Raw genomic sequence first — 18,902 nt, forward strand, 5'->3', positions numbered from 1 at the left:
ACGGCGCATGCATGAACCGTGCCCTGCGTCCCATACACCCTTTACGCGATAATAGGTGTTCACCGAGTTCCCTGCGTGTCGCGGCAGCCGGACCCGGTCGGCTGCAGCCCTGCCAACCTGACCCCGGGGGCCGTGCCCGTGGGCGCACGATCGCCTGGCCGGTTGGGTTCGGGAAGGTCGCGCGTGATCTGCCTGAAGCTCCCCGAACTCCTTGCGATGCGGGCCTGCGGACTACACCGAAAGGGGTCCGAACCGTGGTCCTGAGAGGTGCGCCGAGGGGCACCGGAGGTACCGGCGGAGATGTGAACCACCCTTTCGCGGCGAGGCTGTCCGGGTTCCTGCGTGGTGGCCTGCCCGGTGCGATACGCCGGACGCGGATCTTTCTCCGGCACAGGCTGGATCCGTCAGCCGACCTTCATTCGTTCACAGGTACGTCGGCGACACCGCCGCCGTCAGCACGCGGTGCGGGGCGCCTCCGCCGTCGGCCGCCACCGCGTAGAGGTCCGCGCCGTAGTCGCCCGGGAGCGCGTACGTGAGCGTGGTGTCGTCCTGCCAGACCGCCTGGTCGTCCACGCTGCGGGTTTCGGCCAGGGGGTGGTCCCTGAGCGTGCGCAGGTCCAGGACGTGCAGTCGCCACGGGGCGTCGGCGGGCAGGCCCTTGTCGCGGCTCTTGTAGGCGATGCGGGTGCCGTCGGGCGAGAGGGAGGGGCACTCCACGTTCGTCCGGAGCGTGGTGAGCGTGCGGGTGCGCAGGTCGCCCCGTACCAGATACGTCCTGCCCTTGGTGGCGAGCGTCGCGTAGAAGTGCCGGTCGTCGGCCGCGAAGGTGACGCCCCAGAAGTTGACGTCCGCGGCCCGGTAGCGGTGGCCGTTCTTGCGTATCGCGAAGTCCTCCAGGCTCGGTACGAGTTTGCCGGTGCGGGTGTCGAGGATTGCCGCGCGGGTGGAGAAGTTCGTGCCGGCGTAGCTGTCGCCGCCTACGAAGACCGTCCAGGCCGCCAGCCGCCCGCTGGGGGAGACCCGGGCGCGGGAGGGAATGCCGGGGATCGTGTAGTGCGCCCGCTCCCTGAGGTGCGTGTCGAGGATCGTGGCCCGGTAGCTGTCCTGCATCGCCCCGTGCACGGCTTGGAGGCAGACTCCGGTGCCCGAGGCCGCGTAGAAACGCAGGCACTTGACGCCCGACGCCGTTCGGGCACCCGTGGGCGACGACGCCGGGACCGTCGTCAGCTCGTCGCGGTGCGGCCCCCACGCCATGTTCCGGAACACGATCCGCCGCTTGTCGGTGAGCGTGACCCGGCCCGCGGCGACCGTCGGGCCGCCCGGCCGAGCCACGTCACGTCGTTCGGAGCGCGCGGCGGCGTGCAGCACGGAGGCCGTGGCGACCGCCGTGAGCACGGCGACCGCGCAGACGAGGACGAGCAGCTTGGTACGGGCGTTCGTCATACGGGAACCTTCGCGGTGGGGCCGAGACGGAACGAGAAGACGGCGCACACGGCGAGCGCCACCGCGGCGGCCAGCAGCGCCGTGCGGTCACCCCACGCCGTCCAGGCGGCGCCGAAGGCCAGCGAGCAGACGAACCGGGCGACGGCCTGCCCGGTCTGTACCAGGGCGAGCCCCGACGAACGCAGCTCCTCGGGCACGCTCTCCGACGCCGCCGCCATCAGAATGCCGTCCGTGGCGGCGTAGAACGAACCGTGCAGGATGAGCACGATGTACGGGAGCGCTGTGCCGTGCCAGGACGAGAGCAGCAGTCCGTAGGCGGCGAGCAGTGCCCCGTGGCCGGCGAGGAACACCCGCCAGGGGCCCACCCGGTCCGCGAGCCGCCCCAGTGGCAGGGCGAGCAGCAGGAAGGCGGCGGCGGTCCCGATCGGCAGCAGCGCGAACCAGCGGTCGGGCACGCCGAGGCGGCGCTGGAGCAGCAGGTAGACGAACGAGTCGCTGACGGTGGCAAGGCCGAGCAACAGGGCGCAGATACAGATGCGCCGGATGCCGCGCCGCCGCAGGAGGGCGAGGGCGGCTCGGAGCGTGGGGCGGGGTCGCTGGGCCGCCTGGTCGGTACGGCGTGCGGCGGACCCGCCCGGCACGAACAGGACCAGCACCAGCACGCCGACCACCGCGACGCAGAAGCTCACCGTGAACACCGCGTCATAGCCGTCGACCGTGGCGCGCAGGATCAGGAAGGCGGCGAGCGGGCCGAGCAGGGCGCCCGCGGTGTCCATCGCGCGGTGGACACCGAAGGCACGGCCGCGGGCCTCCGGGGGCGATGACAAGGAGATCAGGGCGTCGCGGGGCGCCGTGCGCAGTCCCTTGCCGGTGCGGTCGGCCGCGAGGACGAGACCTATGGGCGTGAGGGTGTGGGCGATGAGGAGGAGGGGTTTGCACACCGCCGAGAGGCCGTAGCCGATGATCGCGACGGGCTTGTGGCGCCCGCCGCCCCGGTCCGCGAAGTGGCCGCCGACCAGCCGCACCAGGGCCGAGAAGCCGTTGTAGACGCCGTCCAGGAGCCCGAAGCCGAGCGGGCTGAGGCCGAGTCCTGCCACCAGGTAGAGCGGCAGGACCGCCGTCACCATCTCCGATGACACGTCGGTGATCAGACTGACCGTGCCGAGCGCCAGCACCGTGGGGGCGACCGCCACGCGCCGCAGGGCCGGGGGAGTGCCCGGCCCGGCGGCGCGTTCGGCGGACCCCGCGCGGGTGGCGCGGCTGTCCGCTACGTACATGTCAGGACGCCCAGACCCCGGTGATGTCCTTGGCGGACGCCGCGTTGCCCGCGTGGCCGAGGCCGTGCATGTCCTCGAGCGTGCGCAGCAGGTCGTAGTGGTTGTACGTGGTGGAGGATGCGGAGCCCGGGGTCACCTGCTGGCCGTAGAGGACCGTGGGGATGCGGTTGCCGCTGAGCCGGTTGTCCTCGTCGAAGGTGACGACGAGGAGACTGTTGTGGGTCTTCGCCCAGGTTGCGAAGGCGCCGAGGTTGTTCTTCAGCCAGGTGTCACCGGTCGCCACCGAGCAGTCGTGCATGTCGCTGCACAGGTTCGGGACGACGAAGGAGACCTGCGGCAGTTTCGTGTAGTCGGTGGGGAACTGCTGGAAGGTGTACGCGGACGAGGTGGGGACGTTGCTGAAGCCGAACCAGGGGTTGTGCTTGCGGGCGTAGCTGCCGCTGCTGCACGTGGTCGAACCCTGGCTGGGAAGCGTCTCGTTGTAGCTCGCCCAGGTCTTGCCTGCGGCGATCAGCTCTGATGCGAGGTTGGGCTTGCTGGAGAAGCCGGGGGTGTAGCAGCTGTCGTCCGTGATGCCCTGCGTGGAGCCGGAGAACAGGGCGAAGTAATTGGGCTGGCTGGGGTGCGTCTCGGCGTACGAGGCGCTCAGGTTGGCGCCGCCGCTCTTCAGCGAGTTGATGTACGGGGCGCTGGAGGAGCCGATGACCTGGCTGTAGCCGTGGTTCTCGAAGACCACGACGATCACGTGGTCGGGGGTTGGCACGCCGGCTGCGGCCTGGGCGGACGAGGAGCCGCCGATGCCGGTCCACAGGCCGACGACGGCGGCAGCGGTGAGGGTCAGGGCGCAGGTGAGGGCGGTGCGACTGCGGCGGAACACGGATCTGCCGGGCACTGGGAACCTCCGGTGGGGGAGTGACGGGGGCGGTGCGGACAGAGCATGCTCACGCCAAGATGTATCCGGCGTACCTCACTGCACAAGAGGCATGAAGATCGGGTGAACGATCTCCTGCGCACCGTCTGCCCGTCGGCGACTGCGGCCCGTTACGCTCGCAGGGTACGAGGAGGCACAGGTGAGGAGAACGACCTCGGCGAAAACATCTCCACGCGCGGGATCGACCTGCTCGGCCTGCCTACCGGCGCACTACTGCACATCGGTGCCGAGGCGATCGCGGAGGTTACCGGCCTGCGCAATCCGTGCTCGCAGATCGAAGCCTTCCAGAAGGGTCTTCTGAGGGAGGTCTTCGAACTCGACGCGGAGACCGGGGACTTTTCCTTCAAGTCCGGGATCACGACTGTGGTCCGGCAGGGCGGCGAGGCCCACCCCGGCGACGCGATCGACGAGCGTCTTCATGCGCGCCTGCGGGCCCTGTCCCACGGGTGTTCCAGGGACAGGACCCGGGCGGGAATGGCCTACTTCAGGGCGACGCTGTCTCCGTAAGCGGCTGCGGTGCTCGTCGTGCTTGTGCCGGCGAACGTCCAGCGCCAGGTGCCAGCGGAATTCGCGGTCACCGTCGTCCTGAGCTTCCCGCTGCTGTCGGTGGTCACCTTCTTGACCGTGGTGTAGGTGGAGGAGCCGGACTTCTTGTACTGAAGGGCCACGGCCTGGCCGCTGTACCCGGCGTAGGCGTTGGTGTCCCAGTTGGCCCGGGTGAGCGTCCCCGTCACGGTGAGCGTGCCGCCCTTGGCGACCGGCTCGGGGGAGGCCTGGGTGTCGGCGAGCTTGGCATAACGCTTCACCTTGACCGGTGCGCTGTCCTCGAGGTCGTAGAAGTCGCCGTCATTGGCGGCTGCCTCGGCAGTGAAGTGCCAGGTGCCGGCCGAGCTGTTCTTGAGGTCGTAGTAGTCGGTGCGGTCGGCGTCCAGGGTGAACTTGAAGACGCACTTCCTGGTGGTGGACGTGGGCCGGGTGCAGTCGGCGGAGCCTGCGTGGATGATCCGGCTGTCAGGGCTGACCAGCTTGGCGCCGTAGATGTCCTTGATCCCGGATCCGTCCTTGGCGACGGCAGTCACGGTCAGCGTCTGCGCCGCGCTGACTCCGGCGTTGACGGTCTGCTTGCTGAAGGACAGCGACGTGAAGACGGTGTCGCCCTTCTGGGTGTCGGCGTGCGCGGCCGGCGTCAGGAACGAGAGCAGCGCCAGAGCGCCGACGGCAGCGGCCGCGGTGGAACGAATACGCATGTTTCTCCGAAAACGATGAGCCGGATCTTGTCCGGGCGCGAGAAAGACCACTGACACCCGTGGTTGGTTGTACGACGGCAGACGGCACCCTGGCCGTGGAGATTTTTTGCGGCTTTTGTCCAACCGCATGCTCGGACAGCTTCCTCACTGCCTGCTGAGCCACGCCCGCCTCGACGAAGCCATTGGCTCCCGGCTTCGAACTTGATCGCGTTCGCCGTGGAGCCGGTCCCTGGTCCGCCGCGGTCCGGCCCTTGTCGCGCCGAGACCGTCGACCTCGCACACGCCCCGGTCTCCGTGTGGCCCCGCGGAGGGGCGAGTCGCTCGACGCTACCCCGCTGGGCCTCTTCCCGGACGGCGAAAACCCGCCCGGGAATGATTCAAACTTCAATCAAGTTTGAAGAACCAGGAGGGTCCATCGGCCCCTCGTGCCCCAGAACCCCTTGGGCGCCAGGTGCCTGCACCGCAGAACGAATGCTCGTGCAGAGAACGGAGAGCGGAGAACGTGATGGTCGGTACACAGGGAGTGACCTGGAACGAGCGGCGGCAGTACGCGAGCCGTCTCTTCGAATCCCAGCGTTACCGCGCGGCTGCCCAGGTTCTCAAGGACCTGGTTGCCGCGGCGCCTCGCAACCTGGACCTCCGCATGCTCCTCGCCCGTTCGTACTACTACACGGCGCAGCTCTCCCTGGCCGAGGCGGAACTGCGCCAAGTCCTGCGCGCCGAGCCCGCCCACCCCTCTGCCCACCTCGCCCTCGCCCGCGTCCTGGAGCGCCAGCACCGCTGCTCCGAGGCCGCGCCGCACATGAGGGTCGCGGACACGATGACCGCACGGGACCTGCTTGCCCTCAGGCACCCCCACAATTCATCCCCTCGACTCGTTGGTTGAGGCTGCTGCCCGCTGCCGGTCGTCCGCCCTCCCTGGGCGGTCAGGCCGCGGACGGGACGTGTGTCGTGGCGGGTGGCCGGGCCGCAGGCGCACAGCCGCCTACGTGATCGGTAAGAATTCCGAAACTTTCGAAATAACTGACCCAGATCTTGATCTATGAATCAGGGATTCCGTCGGACAGCCCTGCACTCGATCTATCAGACAGGCCATTGACCAGGCTTTATTCCGTCTTGGTAAATCCCTGGCCAAGGATTAGATTTCGGAATCCTTGCCGAAAGTGTTGACAACTTTGCGGGGCCGGACCAACCTATCGCCATCGACGGACCTCAACCCCTGTCGATCCGGGTCGCCTGTGCGACCTGGTTCTCCGGTCGTTGACCACACGACGACCGGCCAACCGTCGCAGCGTTGGACGACGCTGACGCACGGTCGCGTCACCCTGGCCACCGACGGGTCGGCCAGGTCGTATCACGCTTGTCTGGCCTCCCTGCTGGCCTTCACGAGGAGGAAGCATGAACATGAACGACGCACCCGCCCCCATGAACCACGTCCCCGCCCAACCGCTCAACCGCAGGGGCTTCATCGGCGGTGCCGGAGCGTTGGCGCTCACGTCCGCGATGATGCTGCCCGGCACCGCCCACGCCGCCACGACCATCACCACAAATCAAACGGGCACGAATAACGGCTACTACTATTCGTTCTGGACCGATGGTGGTGGGTCGGTCTCCATGACCCTGGGGTCCGGTGGCAATTACAGCACCTCATGGAGCAACGTCGGGAATTTCGTTTGCGGTAAGGGCTGGAGCAACGGCGCGCGCAGGAGCGTGAACTACTCGGGCAGCTTCAACCCGTCCGGCAACGCGTATCTGGCTCTCTACGGGTGGACGTCAAACCCGCTCGTGGAGTATTACATCGTTGACAACTGGGGCACTTACCGGCCCACGGGAACGTACAAGGGCACGGTCACCAGCGACGGCGGTACGTACGACATCTATCAGACGACGCGAACCAACGCCCCCTCCGTCGAAGGCACCAAAACCTTCAATCAGTACTGGAGCGTCCGGCAGTCGAAGAGGACGGGCGGGACCATAACCACTGGAAACCATTTTGACGCGTGGGCCAGTCATGGAATGCCCATGGGTAGTTTCAATTACTACATGATCCTCGCGACCGAGGGGTATCAGAGCAGCGGGAACTCCAATATAACGGTGAGCTGAATCCCGTCCTCCGAGGAGAGCGACTGCACCGCATCATCAACGCCACCCGGCCCGGCGATCAGGTACTCGTCTACTCGTCGCCCCCTGGCGGGAACGGCATGAACGGGGTGTGACGATCCGGACCAACGGCACCTGGACCTGGCCGACGGTCTCCTGCAGCGCGAGTTGATCCTCGAACACCCGACACACCGCACCTGTGGCGCGGCGGCCCATGGCCGCCGCGCCACGCTGCTGCCGGCCGGCGCTCCTGCCCGCGGGTGTTTCGTCTTCGTAGGCGCGCCCCCACTTCACCGGTATCGAAGGCTGAACGTCCGTGCGTCAGGCACAGTCGAGCTCGGGAGCGAAGGATCAGGCGCCTTCGTCGCCGCCGAGCGCTCCGCGTCGGACTCCAGGTCCACCCCCGCCGATCTTCGCTGAGAGCACCGGCGGAACGCGGCGGGCGGTGCCGGCCGGCACCGCGTCCAGGGGCCTGACCTGCTCGGCGGTCACCCGGGTAGCGCCGTCACCGTCAAGACGAAGGCGTCACGTATGGCACGGTCGGATGCCGACGAGGTGCTGGGCACGTTCAGTGGGTGGCGGTTGCCAGCAGTTCGGGTAGGTCGCGCATGCTCTCGAACACGACGGTGTCCGGTCCCTCCAGCCGTGAGGCTGGTGTGAGACCGCCGTAGTAGCCGAAGGCGCGCATTCCTGCGGCGCGGGTGGCCTGTACTCCGTACGTACTGTCTTCGATCACCGCGCACTGCGCGGGCTCCACTCCCATCGAGCGTGCAGCATGCAGGAAGGGGTCGGGTGCGGGTTTCCCGCTGGGGACGTCGGCGGCGCTGAAGATGTGCGTCTTGAAGTAGTCGCTCAACGAAGTGATCTGCAGGCTGTGCCGGATGTCGTCGTGACTGCCGTTGGAGGCGACACAGATGGGTTTGGTGAGGCTGTTCAGGACCTCGGTGATGCCGTCGGCAACGGTCAGTTCGGCTGCGAAGGCCGCCCGATACAGATGGTCATACCGCCGCTGCCAGTTCTTCTCCAGGCGCCGCCCAAGTCGTTCTTCCACAGCAGCCGTATAGACCTCGTCCGACGAGCCGACGAACCGTTCGATGATCTCCGCCTCGGTGAACGTGCACCCCAGGTCGGCCGTGATCATCGCGTCCACTTTCACGCATATTCGTTCGCTGTCCACCAGTACGCCGTCACAGTCGAAGATCACCAGTTCAACCGCGTTCTGTGTCATGACCGGAAGCCCGGAGAGGAAGTCGTCAACGCGACTGGCCGACGACGGATTTGGAGTGGTTGGGCACCAACAGGCCCTGACGTGCCGGATCGGGGTTGCTGGCTGGGGCATGTCCACGCCGGTGGGGCCGTCGTGGGCGCGCGGCGCCGCTCACGGCGAGGGGTGGCAGGCTCCGTTCCGGGTGGTGCGGCCTGAGTGGGGAGTTTCGCGGATCCCCATCAGCAGCGTGGTGACGGCGTTCACCACGCAATGCTGGGCATCGTTCATCTCCACAACCTCGCCCTCAACGGATATCTTCAGCCCCGTACGGGAGAACACTTTCGAGGGGGAGCCATGACCATCCGGGCATCGCTGCACGCGGCCCATGTCTACATGATCCTGGGCGTCGTTTCCGGGCTCTACTACCGAGAGCTCACCAAGCACAACGGGTTCGACGGGGAGACCCAACTGTCGGTAGTCCACACCCATTTGCTGGCCCTCGGTATGCTGGCCTTCCTCATCGTCCTTGCGCTCGACAAGCTGTTCTCCCTGTCCGGCAGCCGGCACTTCACCTACTTCTTCGCCTTCTACAACGCGGGCATCGCCATCACCGTGGGAGCCATGGTCTTCCGCGGCACGCAGACCGTCCTCGGCCACCCCGTCCCCGAGGCGGTCTCCTGGATCGCAGGCCTGGGTCACACGGTCCTCACCGTCGGTCTGATCCTCCTGTTCACCTTGCTCGGCAAGCGCGTCACCAATGGGCGCACCACTTCAGAGAGCGCCCCGGGGGATGGCCTGTCGGCCGAGCTGGAGAAGGGCAACGCGTTGTAGTAGGCGACAACCGAGAGCAGCTGTCGAGGGGTTCTGCCGAGCAGACGCCGGTCTGATGACTTCGAGGTGTTGCTGAGTTCCGTCTCTTCCACGCTCAGGCCGCCGACGCGACCGAGCATCGTGTACGTGGTCCGTCAGGGCCAGTGCCGCTCGGGCACATCCCGCCATGGCGAGCCGGTTTGCGCCCGCCGCCAGACCCCGTCGAAGAAGTCCCGAGATCGTTCCACGAGTTGACCACCGTCTCCAGCGCGCGGCGGCCCGGGGCCGCCGCGCGCCACCGCTCAGACCGCAGTCCGCTCCACGGGGATCCACAGCTCCGCGTCCGCCTGTGACCCGTCCTGCGACAGCCGGGTCCGCAGGATCTCGGGCCCCGGCCGGCTCCGGTACGGATTGGATGGGAACCACTGCGTGAACACGTCCCTCCACAGGTACTGGAGCGCCTGCGGAAACGGCCCGGAGTTCTCGAAGACGGCCCACGCCCCGGCCGGGACAGTGAGCGCGTCCATGCCCTCGGGCACGGCGGCGCGCGTCACCACGCCGTGGTAATAGTCGAGTTCGGTGCCCTCGGCGCGGCTGTCGTCCAGATTGTCACTCGCCGAGATGATCCCCTTCGGATCCTGGTCGGACAGGCTCTGGATGCGCTGCAGTGTCTCCTGGTCGATGCCCCGGATGAAGGCGGCGATGGCCGGGTTCACCCCCTCGTGCACGAGAGGGACACGCGCCTTCCTGCCGACCACACGGAATTCCTCCTTCTCCATGACCCTGTACCGCATGCTGCTGTTCCCTTCGACGATGAGGCGGAAGGACATCCGTGGCTGGGACTGCAGACTCGCACCGACCCGCCTGACCTCGCCGGGACCGACGCCGTGCATCGCGCGGAACGCACGCGCGAACGCCTCCCCCGAGGTGTAGCCGTAACGCACCGCGACCTCCAGCAACGTCACCTCCCCGGCCAGCACTTCGGCACCCGCGACCGTCAGCCGCCTGCGCCGGATGTACTCCGACAACGGAATCCCCGCCAGCGCGGAGAACAGCCGTCGGAAGTGGTACTCCGACGTCACCGCGATCCGCGCCAGGTCGGACACCTCGATCCGCTGATCAAGGTGGCACTCGATGTGCTCCATGGCCTGGTTCAGCCGCTCCAGCACCCCGGCCTCCTTCCCTTTCGATCACTCACGCTAGGAGGGACCCACCTTGCCGGACCCGACATCCTGTGCCCGGTCCGGTCGGGTACGACAGGACCCCGACGACCGCGCGCATCACACCTGTATCAACCGCAAAGAGGGACACCGGCGCCGTGATCGCATCTCAACCACGGCCTGGAAGTCTTCATCCTTGATGACGGTGATGAAAACGCCGGTTGTGCGCGTTTTGACAACCACTGGCTTCAGGACTTCTTGCCTCAGGCGCTCGGGCAACTGCGCGGCTTGCCAATCGCGTTCAGCTCCGGCAACAACCTCGGCCTGATCCGCTGGTCATTCCTGCCGTACTTCTTCACCGTGATGACGACGAGGGCGAAGCCCATCGATGCGCCGGACGAACGAGCGATGGAGGACTGAGGGGCGGCGCCGTCCGAACTGTGAAGCATTGTGCCTGTTACCCGATTTATGCGATCGGTGGTGGGGCGCGGGGTGGTGCGGCGCGGTGTGCAAAGGGGCCGGAAAGGGCTTGTTGGTGCGGGTGACCGGGGTGGTTGCCGTATTCAGCGAATGTCAGGGCCACGCTCATGCGGGGTCTGTGACCGTTACAGTCGTCGGTTACGGAAATATCCGCATTTTGTAACGCAGGCCGAAGTCGCCGATCACAGGCGGGCGGGTGGTTCAGAGTGTGGGTCCTCGGCTTGTTGAGCCGGGACCCGCACCGCGCAGCATGGCTCTGACCTGGGCCTGGGCGCCTCTACTTGAGGGGACATCACGTGTCTGCTTCTCGTACTGTCCGTCGTCTCGTCGCTACCGGTCTGGCGGCCGGTTCCGTTGTCGCCGTCGCGGCGATGCCGGCATCCGCCGACGACGGCTACAACCGTGGCCGTCACCACCAGTCGTACTCGCGTGTGGTGCTCGGCAGCATCCAGTACGACAGCCCGGGCCGTGACGACTACTCCAACCGTTCGCTGAACAGGGAGTGGGTCGAGGTCACCAACACCGGTTACCGGTCGGTGAATCTGGACGGATGGACACTCTCGGACCGGGACGGCAACCGTTACCGCTTCGACGACCTGCGTCTGGCCGGCCGGGCCACCGTCCGCGTCCACACCGGACGCGGCTACGACACCCGCACCGACGTCTACCAGGACCGCCGCACCGACTACGTCTGGAGCAACTACTCCGACACGGCCACCCTGCGCAACAATTACGGCCGGACCGTCGACACCGAGTCCTGGGGCCGTGACCGCGACCACCACAACAACGACCGCGGACACCGCCGCTGACCTGACCCCCACCCGCCACTGACCGCGGACCCCCTCTCGGAACCGCTGCGTGCCGCCACCCCCCGCCCCCGAAGTGGCGGCACGCAGCTCGCGCGCTCACCGGCCATCTCCACGCCGGAGACCTCGCCGAGGCAGCAGACCTGGGCACACCCAGAAGGACCAGGGCCCCGGCGCGCACATCCTGTGAGGCCGGTACATGCCCGCGCGCGCCGTCCATCGAGCAAATCGCGCACTTCGAAGCCGGGGGCGTCGGGAGGCTACGGCCCGGGAGCGGGTGGAGCGCATCCGGGAGCAGAACGCGGACGGAGCTGAACCAGTGACCGGTGGCGGGCGGAGGAGGCGCTGTCCCGGCTCGTGAGCCCCTGGGAGACGGTCGAGGAGATCGTGGGCGACGCACGGGCGACGGCGGGGGTGCGACTTTGTGTGGCGAATCAAGTGGCCGGATCGATCAGGAATCGAGAAGCGCGGGTCACGGAGCCGCGCCTAGCATGACAGTCATGGACATCACCATTCACACAAGCTCCCTTCCGCATGACGACCCGGACGCGTCCCTGGCCTTCTACCGCGACACCCTCGGCTTCGAGGTCCGCAGCGACTTCGGACAGGGCAAGATGCGCTGGATCACGGTCGGCCCCGTCGGCCAGCCCGACACGTCCATCCTCCTGGCGCCGCCTGCCGCCGACCCTGGGGTCACCGAGGACGAGCGCCGCACCATCGCCGAGATGATGGCCAAGGGCACCTACGGCTGGATCCTGCTTGCCACCCGGGACCTCGACGGCACTTTCGAGAAGGTGCAGGCCGGCGACGCCGAGGTCGTGCAGGAGCCGACGGAGCAGCCGTACGGCATCCGCGACTGCGCCTTCCGTGATCCCGCAGGCAACCTGATCCGCATCCAGGAGATTCGCTGAGCCGTGCGGTCATCGATTCGGCCATGACGGCCGGCGCCGCGATCACCTGCGAAGAATACGGTGGCCGGTGCTTCCGGGCCGCTGTCCTGGACCACTCCCTCGGCGGGCGTGCCGTCGCGGAGCCCGAGCCGCCCCCGGCCTCCGTCCCGCCGCCGGCAAGTCGGTCATCGCCATCGAGCACCTCGCCGCCTGCCGCCGCTTGCAACCCAGGTGCTCGCGGACATCGAGGAAAAGGAGTTCTCCCATGTGTCACCCCTCATGGGGGCGCGCACGCACCGCGGCGCAGCGCCTGAGCGACCTCGCGCGACTGCGCCGAGTCCGCGACCGGATCGACCGGGAGTACGCGCAGCCGCTGAACGTCGAGGCGCTTGCCCGCGGCGTGAACATGTCGGCCGGGCACCTCAGCCGCCAGTTCCGGCTGGCCTACGGCGAGTCGCCCTACGCGTACCTGATGACGCGTCGCATCGAGCGCGCGACGGCGCTGCTGCGTCGCGGCGACCTCAGCGTCACCGACGTCTGCTTCGCGGTCGGCTGCTCATCGCTGGGCACCTTCAGCACCCGCTTCACCGAGCTGGTCGGCATGCCGCCCAGCGCCTACCGGCGCCGCGAAACGGGCGCTGCGGCGGGGATGCCGCCGTGTGTGGCAAAACAGGTGACAAGACCGGTCAGGAATCAAGAAGCACCGGTCGTCGAACCGCAACTAGCGTGATGGCCATGGCATCCATCGAATCCGTCACCCTCGACGTGGCCGACCCCACGGCCGCCAACCGCTTCTACACCGCCGCCTTCGGCTTGGACACGCAGATACACCTGCGGGCCTCGGAGGCACCCACAACCGGCTTCCGTGGGTTCACACTGGCACTCACGGTGTCCCAGCCGGCCACCGTCAACAGCCTCATCGACGCCGCCCTCGACGCCGGCGCCACGCCGCTGAAGCCTGCCACGAAGTCGTTCTGGGGCTACGGCGGTGTCGTACGAGCCCCGGACGGGACGATCTGGAAGGTCGCGACCTCGGCGAAGAAGGACACCGGCCCGGACACCCGGCAGATCGACGAGATCGTGCTCCTGCTGGGAGTCGCGGACGTGGCTGCGAGCAAGCGGTTCTACGTCGAGCGCGGTCTTGCCGTGGCGAAGAGCTTCAGCCGCATGTACGTCGAGTTCGCCGCTGGGTCGAGTCCCGTCAAGCTGGCGCTGTACAGGCGCCGTGCCCTTGCCAAGGACGTCGGCGTCACTCCCGACGGCACCGGATCGCACCGGCTCATGATCGGCGGCGATGCCGGGCCTTTCACCGACCCGGACGGGTTCGCATGGGAGGCCGCATCGCTGACGCCCACGCCCTGACGCGCCACGACCGACGGAGCCTCTCCCTTGGAGGAAGGGCTCTCCACCAAGTGACTGGAGGAAGCATGACGGGCGCGCCGCCGCGTGGGCTTGAGGAGAGGCTGCGGGACACTCGCGCGAAACTGGCGAGCGACGTCGATCTCTGGGTCGCGACGTCGGGCTCCGCGGGCGGCGTCCACCTCATCCCGCTCTCGTACCTCTGGGACGGGACCGCATTCGTCATCTCGACGCCGCGCGCCTCCGTCACCGGCCGCAACCTGCTGGCGGAAGGCCGGGTGCGACTCAGCCTCGGGCCGACGCGTGACGTCGTCGTCGTCGACGGCACCGCCGAGCCGGTGGGCATCGCCGACCTCGGCCCGGAGGCGGGCGACGCGTTCGCGACCAAGACCGGTTTCGACCCGCGCGAGCTCGACGAGCCCTACCAATACTTCCTGATCCGGCCTCGGCGCATCCAGGCCTGGCGGGAGGCGAACGAGCTGCAGGGACGGGACCTCATGCGCGACGGCCGCTGGCTCGGCTGACCGCCGCACGGGAACACATCCGCCCCGGGGAACACACCCGCCCCGCCTGGCGAGCGGCGCGGGTGAGGACGTGGACTTCCCGCGGGGACTCCTCACTCGGACCGAGCAGAGCAGACGCACCTGAGACCGCTCCAGCACCGGCCTTCGTCGGGAGAAGCACGTGACAGCCGGTGATCGTCGGCGGCCAGTTGTCTCCCCAGCAATCTGGCCGCGGGTGGGGAATCCAACTGGCCGCAGACACCCACCGCCGGGCATTCGGCCCTTCGGGTGACGGGCATTCTGCTCGGCACCGTCGAGGGATGCGGCGCTGACGCCTGGGCTGTACAGGTGCTTGCCTGTGGGCTGGGGGGTGCGTGGTGGACTGCACGCTGTGACCGTGAGTCTTTGTCATCAAGATGGCGAGATCGTGGAAGCCAGGAGCCGAATCGTCGGCACGAGCGTGGGACGAGCAAGTGGATGGTGCAAACCTCGCCGGTGCGCATGAGAGACATCCGGTCTTCGCGCAAGTTTCGGGTTCCTGCGTGCGCAAGTCCGCATGCACCTGTTTGCGGCCACCTGAGCCTACTTGTATGCAGACTACTGACGGTGACGATCGGTGCCGAAGCAGGTTGCGGCATCGAGGGGTTGGTGTTGGTGTTGAGGGGACGAAGACGCTGCGCTCACGCAGGACCCTCTCAGCTGACGCCCAATCTCCATGGAATCGGAAGTGAGCATGGAAGGCGCAAACCACAGTCTCCACGCTGATGTCCTGGTCATCGGCTACGGCAAAGGCGGCAAGACGGTGGCCGCGAAGATGGGCCGCCTCGGCAAGCGGGTCGTGCTTGTGGAGCGGTCGGACCGGATGTATGGAGGCACCTGCCCCAACGTGGGCTGCGTACCGACGAAGGCACTGGTCCACCACGCCAACAAGCGCCGATCGGAGGATCCGGCGCAGGAGTGGTACGAGCGTTCCGTCACCAACGTCCAAGCGGTGACGAAGATGATGCGCGACGGCAACTACGAGGGGCTGAACGGCATGGAGACCGTCACGGTCCTCACCGGTCAAGCCGCGTTTGTCGACGCCCACACCGTGGCGGTCCAAGCAGGCCGCGAACGCCTTACGGTCACCGCCGACACCATCTTGATCAATACCGGCTCCGAGCCGATCATCCGCGACATTCCTGGGCTGCGTGACAGCCTGTACACCGTCACCAGCACCGAACTGATCGAGACCACCGTCCTGCCGGAACGACTGACCATCATCGGTGGCGGATACCTCGGTCTGGAGTTCGCCGCGATCTACCGACAGTTCGGCTCAGAGGTGACCGTGCTCGAGGCATCTCCGAAGATCCTTGGTCGTGTCGATGACGACGTCGCCGCCGTAGCCCAGGAAATCCTCACCGACGAGGGCATCGAGATCATTGCCGGCGCCCAGGTGCGCCAGGTCCGCGACGGCGACAGCGGTGCGACCGTCGTTTACGACAAGGACGGCCACGAGCACTCCCTGGCGGCCGACGCCATCCTGGCCGCCACCGGCCGCGCCCCGGCCACCCGCGACCTCGCCCTGGAGGCGGCCGGGGTCCGTACCACCGAGCGGGGTGCGGTCGAGGTCGACGGGTTCTTGCGCACCAGCCAGCCGCACATCTACGCCCTCGGCGACGTCAACGGTGGTCCGCAGTTCACCTACATCTCCCTCGACGACAGCCGCATCGTCCTCGATCAGCTCATCGGTGAGGGCAAGCGCTCCACGGCGGACCGGGTGGCCATCCCGCACACCCTGTTCATGACCCCGCCGCTGGCGACCGTCGGGCTGACCGAGAAGGAGGCCCGCGCGGCCGGACACCGGGTGAAGATCGCCAGCCAGCCGGTCGCCGAGATCATCGCCATGCCGCGCGCCTACATCGTCGAGGACCCCCGCGGTGTCATGAAGTTCGTCCTCGACGCCGACACCGACGACATTCTCGGCGCCGCCCTGCTCAGCATCGACGCGCAGGAACTCATCAACACCGTCGCGCTCGCCATGCGGCACGGCGTCAAGGCGGCCGAACTCCGCGACGCCGTCTACCAGCACCCCACCTCCACCGAAGCCTTCAACGACGTACTCGCCACCATCGTGCGAGCCGATTGACCACCAGTCGCTCGCCCGGGCCGTTTCTCTCGAATCAGCCGCGGCGTGGCATCGAGAAGGGAAGGGTGCGGGTGACTACTGCATCGATGACGGGGAAAGTCGCGCTGGTGACCGGTGCGACCAGCGGCATCGGAGCGGCCGCTGCGGAAGTGCTCGCCGAGCGCGGTGCGCACGTAGTGGTGGCGGGCCGGGACCGAGCACGCGGCGAGGCCGTCGTCGAGACAATCCGGGAATCCGGTGGCACGGCCGACTTCTTGGCCGCCGACCTGCTGGACGCCGGTTCGGTCCGGGAGTTGGCTCGACAAGCCGTCGAACTGGGTGGTGGCCGGGTGGACATCCTGGTCAACGGCGCGGGCATCTATCCGTTCGGGCCCACCGAGCAGGCATCGGAGAGCGAGGTCGACGCCGTCTACGCGCTGAACGTGAAGGCTCCCTTCTACCTGGTGGCGGAACTCGCGCCGGCGATGGCCGAGCGGGGCAGCGGGGCGATCGTCAACGTCAGCACCATGGCAGCCGCGCTCGGCTTCTCGGGAGTGGCGCTGTACGGCTCGAGCAAGGCCGCCGTGAACCTGCTGACCAAGGCCTGGGCTGCCGAATACGGCCCGCGCGGGGTCCGGGTCAACGCCGTGCAGCCCGGTCCGACCCGGACCGAGGGCACGGCGGGCATGGGGGAGGACCTCGACACACTCGCCGCCCAGGCGCCCGCCGGGCGGCCGGCTTCTCCGGGGGAGATCGCCGAGGCGATCGCGTACCTGGCCGGCGATGCCGCGAGTTTCGTGCAGGGCGTTGTGCTGCCAGTCGACGGCGGCCGCACGGCTGTGTGAACGGGAGTTCCAGGCCGGTGGCGTTCCCCCCATCGCTGCCGCCCCCGCCATCGTCGACCGTCTCACCTTCGGCAGCGACATCATCGAAGCCGGCACCACGGGCTCTGTCTCACCTGCTGCGGCCTGGGCTTGGAGCGCCTGCGCGCAGCTGCTGATAGATCATCAGATGCGCCGCATCGACCGGGAGACCTGGCCGACCGAGGCAAGGGGAGATATGATCACCCCGATGATGACTCACTCTGTTCACAGATTGGGGGCCCCGTCCGCGCAAGGTGAGTGCTGATGCTCACTCAGACCGCGAACAGGGATTCCCGCCTTTCCTTCTGGCTGCGCGTGCGTGAGTTCGCCGTGCCGCCGTCCATGATCGAGACTGCGACCGCCCGCCGTCGTGTCGGGGACTGGGCGGGTGCGTGCGCCGCCGCAGGCATCGATGTCGATCTCAATCTTCGTTCCGTGGCGCGTACCCATGGCCAGGAACTCGCAGCCCGGGTCCGGGCCGATCTCCGTCATCTGGCGCCTGACCTGTTGCGCTGGCACATGCCGAGGATCGCTCCTGACGGGCTGTTGCGCCCGGGTCTGACCACTGCTCTGGCTCGGTACGACGCCGCGGGGCGCGACGGCGCAAGCCCGGTGCACCTCGTGGCCCGGACTGCGCCGGCTTGGGCGGATGCCGGTCAGCGGATCAGCCTGGCGCTGTGGGACGGATCCGACTCCGACGCCGGCCCCTCCCGTCATCCGCACCCACATCCCAACCAGCGGTTCCGTCTCGACCTGCACCACCACCTGTGGGACGCGCGCAGGACCGATGAGCTGCGGATCCGGTCCGGGGCCGATCTGCTGCCCGCCGACAGCCGCCCTGCGCTGGACCCGGAACTCCTGGGGACGGTGCCGCAGGGGCACCGCTGCGCCGTTGACCGGTGGGCGGCCGAGGCGGGGATTCTGCTCCACGCCGAGGGGCGGTCCACCGGTACCGTCACCGTGCGGTTCGGGGCCCGGCATCGGCTGATCCTGGACCTGGTCGCGGACAGGGACGGCCTATCGCCGCCCGCATTGCGGATCGCGGCGGCGTCCACAGATGGCGGCGCCTCCGCGTTGCCCGTCCTGCCCGACGCGGCGACCTGGGTGCTGCCCGACCTGGAACTGATCCGCACGGGTTCGATCGAGGCCGATCGGCTGCACCCGCTGGTCGCCTCGGCACTCGTACCGGATCATGTGCCGGCCGGTCCGGCCCGGACTCCGGACCCGGCAGGACAACCGCGCCTCGTGGAGTGCCGGGGAGCTCAGCACCGGATCGGTCTGGTCAACGGGGTGCTGGCGCCGCTGGACCACGACCCGACCGAGATCCGGCGGGAGGAACTACTGGCCGCACTGACCGGTGCTCCGCTTCCCTGCCTGCGGGCAATCGACGAGGCGCACCGTCATCCGGACTGCCTCACCGGCGTCCGCGAACGCCTGGATCACGGCGACACAGCCGGTGCGCTGGCCGTCGTCGAGGGCCTGTTGGGCCCCGACGCACTGCTGCGCACCGGCGCTCTGCGGGACGAACTGGAGACGGCCGCGCTGCGGCGGGTCACATACGGGCTGTACAGGTCAGGTCTGATCGGACCCGGACCTGTCCGCATCCGCCCGGAACGTCGTCCCCGTGACAAACGCTCGCACCCGCGCCGCGCGACTTCTCGCTGACCCGGGGGCTTACGTCCTCCTGCATCCACTCGGCTCATCACGAACCCATAGGTG

The 18,902-nt window shown here is 68.0% G+C and carries 18 protein-coding genes and 1 pseudogene; 13 read left to right on the top strand and 6 right to left on the bottom strand.

Going from position 1 to position 18,902, the window contains the following annotated elements; translation table 11 throughout:
• Positions 1-423 precede the first annotated feature (423 nt).
• The 3 genes from OHA88_RS40500 to OHA88_RS40510 are packed head-to-tail and all read right to left on the bottom strand — an operon-like array spanning position 424 to position 3,612.
• Positions 424-1,443 (bottom strand): TolB-like translocation protein, encoded by a 1,020-nt coding sequence (locus OHA88_RS40500; RefSeq protein ID WP_328629221.1) that lies wholly within the window; start codon positions 1,441-1,443, stop codon positions 424-426.
• On the bottom strand, positions 1,440-2,720 hold the full coding sequence (locus OHA88_RS40505) for an MFS transporter (RefSeq protein WP_328629222.1): 1,281 nt from the start codon (positions 2,718-2,720) through the stop codon (positions 1,440-1,442). The genes OHA88_RS40500 and OHA88_RS40505 overlap by 4 nt, the downstream gene beginning before the upstream one ends.
• A gap of 1 nt (position 2,721) precedes the next feature.
• Positions 2,722-3,612, bottom strand: a complete 891-nt coding sequence (locus tag OHA88_RS40510) for an alkaline phosphatase family protein (RefSeq protein ID WP_328629223.1) — start codon at positions 3,610-3,612, stop codon at positions 2,722-2,724.
• A gap of 192 nt (positions 3,613-3,804) precedes the next feature.
• Here OHA88_RS40510 and OHA88_RS44760 point away from each other — a divergent pair.
• Positions 3,805-4,056, top strand: a pseudogene (locus OHA88_RS44760) (MOSC domain-containing protein); the annotation flags it as partial.
• Between the two features lie 74 nt (positions 4,057-4,130).
• On the opposite strand, the gene OHA88_RS40520 reads toward OHA88_RS44760, so the two are convergent.
• Positions 4,131-4,898: a calcium-binding protein gene (locus OHA88_RS40520; protein ID WP_328629225.1), complete on the bottom strand. Its 768-nt coding sequence runs from the start codon at positions 4,896-4,898 to the stop codon at positions 4,131-4,133.
• 505 nt (positions 4,899-5,403) lie between these two features.
• On the opposite strand from OHA88_RS40520, the gene OHA88_RS40525 reads away from it, so the two are divergent.
• Complete coding sequence (locus tag OHA88_RS40525; protein ID WP_328629226.1) at positions 5,404-5,784, top strand: tetratricopeptide repeat protein; 381 nt, start codon at positions 5,404-5,406, stop codon at positions 5,782-5,784.
• A 518-nt stretch (positions 5,785-6,302) separates the two neighbouring features.
• Positions 6,303-7,001, top strand: coding sequence for a glycoside hydrolase family 11 protein (locus OHA88_RS40530; RefSeq protein ID WP_389735767.1), 699 nt, complete (start codon positions 6,303-6,305; stop codon positions 6,999-7,001).
• 565 nt (positions 7,002-7,566) lie between these two features.
• Here OHA88_RS40530 and OHA88_RS40540 read toward each other — a convergent pair.
• A complete protein-coding gene (locus OHA88_RS40540; RefSeq protein WP_328629227.1) occupies positions 7,567-8,226 on the bottom strand; it encodes an HAD family hydrolase in 660 nt (219 codons plus the stop codon).
• A gap of 333 nt (positions 8,227-8,559) precedes the next feature.
• On the opposite strand from OHA88_RS40540, the gene OHA88_RS40545 reads away from it, so the two are divergent.
• On the top strand, positions 8,560-9,036 hold the full coding sequence (locus OHA88_RS40545) for a DUF2871 domain-containing protein (protein WP_328629228.1): 477 nt from the start codon (positions 8,560-8,562) through the stop codon (positions 9,034-9,036).
• A gap of 281 nt (positions 9,037-9,317) precedes the next feature.
• Here the strand turns inward: OHA88_RS40545 and OHA88_RS40550 are convergent, their stop codons facing one another.
• A complete protein-coding gene (locus OHA88_RS40550; RefSeq protein WP_328629229.1) occupies positions 9,318-10,184 on the bottom strand; it encodes an AraC family transcriptional regulator in 867 nt (288 codons plus the stop codon).
• A 249-nt stretch (positions 10,185-10,433) separates the two neighbouring features.
• On the opposite strand from OHA88_RS40550, the gene OHA88_RS40555 reads away from it, so the two are divergent.
• From OHA88_RS40555 to OHA88_RS40595, 9 genes are all read left to right on the top strand, one after another.
• A complete protein-coding gene (locus tag OHA88_RS40555; RefSeq protein ID WP_328629230.1) occupies positions 10,434-10,595 on the top strand; it encodes a hypothetical protein in 162 nt (53 codons plus the stop codon).
• Positions 10,596-10,951: 356 nt separating this feature from the next.
• The gene (locus tag OHA88_RS40560; protein ID WP_328629231.1) at positions 10,952-11,464 is read left to right on the top strand and encodes a lamin tail domain-containing protein; all 513 of its coding nucleotides are present in this window, start codon (positions 10,952-10,954) and stop codon (positions 11,462-11,464) included.
• 497 nt (positions 11,465-11,961) lie between these two features.
• Positions 11,962-12,372: a VOC family protein gene (locus OHA88_RS40565; protein WP_267007082.1), complete on the top strand. Its 411-nt coding sequence runs from the start codon at positions 11,962-11,964 to the stop codon at positions 12,370-12,372.
• A 244-nt stretch (positions 12,373-12,616) separates the two neighbouring features.
• Entirely contained in the window at positions 12,617-13,081 is a 465-nt protein-coding gene (locus OHA88_RS40570; RefSeq protein ID WP_328629232.1) for a helix-turn-helix transcriptional regulator, read from the top strand.
• Positions 13,082-13,086: 5 nt separating this feature from the next.
• Positions 13,087-13,713: a glyoxalase gene (locus tag OHA88_RS40575; protein ID WP_328629233.1), complete on the top strand. Its 627-nt coding sequence runs from the start codon at positions 13,087-13,089 to the stop codon at positions 13,711-13,713.
• Positions 13,714-13,778: 65 nt separating this feature from the next.
• A complete protein-coding gene (locus OHA88_RS40580) occupies positions 13,779-14,234 on the top strand; it encodes a pyridoxamine 5'-phosphate oxidase family protein (RefSeq protein WP_328629234.1) in 456 nt (151 codons plus the stop codon).
• 712 nt (positions 14,235-14,946) lie between these two features.
• Positions 14,947-16,341: an FAD-dependent oxidoreductase gene (locus tag OHA88_RS40585; protein WP_328629235.1), complete on the top strand. Its 1,395-nt coding sequence runs from the start codon at positions 14,947-14,949 to the stop codon at positions 16,339-16,341.
• An 86-nt stretch (positions 16,342-16,427) separates the two neighbouring features.
• Positions 16,428-17,165 carry an SDR family NAD(P)-dependent oxidoreductase gene (locus OHA88_RS40590; RefSeq protein ID WP_328629922.1) on the top strand — a complete coding sequence of 246 codons (738 nt, stop codon included), beginning with the start codon at positions 16,428-16,430 and terminating at the stop codon, positions 17,163-17,165.
• Positions 17,166-17,447: 282 nt separating this feature from the next.
• A complete protein-coding gene (locus OHA88_RS40595) occupies positions 17,448-18,848 on the top strand; it encodes a hypothetical protein (protein ID WP_328629236.1) in 1,401 nt (466 codons plus the stop codon).
• Positions 18,849-18,902: the final 54 nt, after the last annotated feature.

The organism is Streptomyces sp. NBC_00353, from assembly GCF_036108815.1.
Taxonomy (GTDB): domain Bacteria; phylum Actinomycetota; class Actinomycetes; order Streptomycetales; family Streptomycetaceae; genus Streptomyces.